The organism is Bartonella sp. MU70NMGDW (assembly GCF_042194085.1).
In the GTDB taxonomy this organism is placed as follows: Bacteria; Pseudomonadota; Alphaproteobacteria; order Rhizobiales; family Rhizobiaceae; genus Bartonella; species Bartonella grahamii.
Map to the genome: position 1 here is coordinate 1 of NZ_JBHIMK010000372.1, position 1,117 is coordinate 1,117.

Sequence of the window (1,117 nt, forward strand, 5' to 3'; positions counted from 1 at the left end):
CTCTAAAGGACGTCTTTCTGAATGGATAAAAGATGGGCTTAGTTAATTCCACATATAATCACTATAAAGGAGAGAAGTTTTGTCTCTCCTTTTGACTTTTTTAAAACATTCTTTTTTGCAATATATTGTAATGAAAATACAATAAAATCAAAATGTTAGATAAATTTAAGAATTCGTACTTTTATACATGATTCAATTGCCCTGTATGAAAAATATAGGCAATTCTTTCCTTATATGCGCGTCAAAAATATTGGGTGAATGATAATTTCATAAAGGTATTTTCTTTTTGGATAAGATTGTTGAGATAGGTAGTGCTTTCAACACATAAAAAGGCAGTATCAAGCTAGCAATAAGGAGATTTTTGTTTGGAGTCCTTAGCAATTATAAAAGGAGATTTTAAGCAAGAACTAAGCAAGAACTTTGCAAATTACCTTTCTGAAGTTTACAATTTTTAAGCAGAAAGAAGCAAGCAATTCCCTACAGATTATATAATGCTCTTTTAAAGGTTACCACTTCAATTTAAAATTCCTTTAGACTATTCTGTAGAATCAAAAGACTTTTTTCGAAGCCTTTAACGAAAATATGAAAGGCAAAAAACATTTTCTAAAATAAATTGATGAATTCCTATAAATTAACGGCTGTCTTTTGCAATTTATGTCATCGTTATATGAAAGAGTCAGTATTTCGTGGCATCTGCATGGTTGATGCCTCCATGAGGGACTTCTTTGTGTTATTCATCATCTCAAATTTCATAGGTACGTACTGAGGTATTATCAATTAAAAAATGATGATGTCCACGCTCATGTTGATGTTTTTTTTAAAATGTACGAATTGCAAAAGACTGTTGCAAACGTTCAATGGAATGTTTTGCTGATCTGAGTGTTATATGACGCCCATGTTCTTTATAGTGTAAGGTGAGTGCAAAAGTGGCGAGCTCTAAAAGAGCTGTACTTCTTTCTGGCCATTCAACAAGTAAAATATTTTTCTCACGAGCTTCATGAAGCCCTAATTCATCAATTTCTTCTTCCATAGAAAGGCGATAAAGATCAGCATGAATAATTTCAAACTGTGGAAGTTGATAGCTTTGCACAAGAGTAAAAGTAGGGCTTGGAACATC

At 32.1% G+C, this 1,117-nt stretch carries 1 protein-coding gene; it reads right to left on the reverse strand.

The genetic code is table 11. From position 1 onward, the window contains the following. Positions 1–817: 817 nt before the first annotated feature. A partial coding sequence (gene tsaE / locus ACFIKE_RS11060; RefSeq protein ID WP_375649971.1) for a tRNA (adenosine(37)-N6)-threonylcarbamoyltransferase complex ATPase subunit type 1 TsaE occupies positions 818–1,117 on the reverse strand: 300 nt, incomplete at its 5' end.